Here is a 1,576-nt window from a genome sequence, read left to right as displayed (position 1 = left end):
GATAAGGCTTGGCTATCTCAAGAAAGCCGGCGAAAGTAGGAACGCGAAGGTGTTCGTAAGGACCGATTTTGAGAAGTCGAAAGAGTTCGTCAACGGAATTGGCTTTGGTAGCTATTGACCAACCGTAACCGCCGTTTTGATCCGGATCCATGTTGAAAAGCGCTTGGGCGACGCGCTTGACGATCGGGGGCGGTGCGCCCGGCACTGCGGCAAACGTCCAGTCCGGATAAAGAGCACTTGAATGCAGACATCGCAGTCCGTCTTCGGGCGCCGGATCAAGAACGCGAAGAGAGTCATGGAGCCTGCGGTCGTTTACCAGCATCGGTTCGAGCGTGCAGGCGCGCATAACGCCGACATCGGCTGCACCTTCTGCAACAAGTCGCGGGACAGCTGCAAGATCGGATCCCACAAAACGGATCGACGAAAAGAAGTTTTCCGGATCGTAGCCGAGTCGGGCAATTTCTCCGACGGCAACCTGCCAGTTCATGAATTTTTGTGGCCCTGTACCGACAGCGGATGCGCCTCTGGCGTCTTCGAGACGACGTATTGGGGAATCCTTTTTGACGATGAAGACACCGGCTACGCCGTAATTCGGATCATGCGCTTCTTCCGTAATAAGCGTTGCGAACGGTACGGCGCCTTTTGTCGTATAAGCGGCGCCCGAGGAAGTGAGGAAGAGGTCGAGTTCGCCGCTTTCTACCAGCGCGAGCAGCTCTTCGTTGCCGTAGCGGCGGATGTCGAAGCTGCACTCGGGAATCGCTTCCTTCAGGTACCGCTCCGTGACAACGAGCATTTCGTCGTTGCGGTCTATGTACGTCGTTTCGCCGTCAAAAGCCAGAAAGCCGATTCGGACAACTTCTCGCGGCGAGGACTCGGGTTCGGCGTGTACGGGGCCGGCCGTGAACGAAACAGTACAGACAAGAATGCACGGGAGGAGAGACGATAAAGCCCATCCATTACGGTTCGCGGCTGCGGCGCGCCGGGCCAACCGGAAAAACGTCGTGATGAAGGCCATTTCCGAAAACGGTCGACAAAGAAGAGGCTTTCGATTCTCGAAAGTCTGGCGCAGCGGCGTCTTTCTGTCGAGAGCTCGAAGAGTGTTATTCGATCTCGATCGAGAAGGTACGGGATTACGAAGAAAAGCGAACATTCATTTGATTCAGCACAGCCTACCCGAGTAGGGCGAACTCCGACACTCGATCTGAAAAGTGTCATTCAGACGCTGTCAGAAGGAGTGAAACTGATGAAGTTCAATACTGTCCTACAGGTGCTTTTGGCAGCCGGTTTCTTGGGCTGTGCAGCATCCGCAAATGCGTTTACGCCCGGCACATACGAAGCGGCGCTTCAGGGCATGCGCGCGCCGGTTCCGGTCAGCGTGACTTTCTCGGCCGATCGCATCGAAAAAGTCGTCATCGGGGCAAACAAGGAAACGGCCGGTCTCGGCTCGGTGGCGATTGAAAAGCTGCCGCCTGCAATTGTCGAGACGCAGTCGATCGGCATTGATGCGATCGGCGGCGCAACGCTTACAAGCCGGGCGATTCTTGACGGCGTGTCAGAGTGCATCAAAAGGGCCGGG

At 56.2% G+C, this 1,576-nt stretch carries 2 protein-coding genes; one reads left to right on the top strand and one right to left on the bottom strand.

Translation table 11 applies throughout. From position 1 onward, the window contains the following. Positions 1 to 793, bottom strand: a 793-nt coding sequence (locus H6A60_RS11220) for a phosphate/phosphite/phosphonate ABC transporter substrate-binding protein (protein ID WP_205104643.1), incomplete at its 3' end; no start/stop codon positions are given. Positions 794 to 1,243: 450 nt separating this feature from the next. On the opposite strand from H6A60_RS11220, the gene H6A60_RS11215 reads away from it, so the two are divergent. Continuing rightward, positions 1,244 to 1,576 (top strand): FMN-binding protein (locus H6A60_RS11215; protein ID WP_205104641.1); only part of this gene is annotated, 333 nt, incomplete at its 3' end.

The organism is Sutterella massiliensis (assembly GCF_016899755.1).
Classification (GTDB): Bacteria; Pseudomonadota; Gammaproteobacteria; order Burkholderiales; family Burkholderiaceae_F; genus Sutterella; species Sutterella massiliensis.
This window is presented reverse-complemented; position numbering and strand designations above follow the sequence as displayed.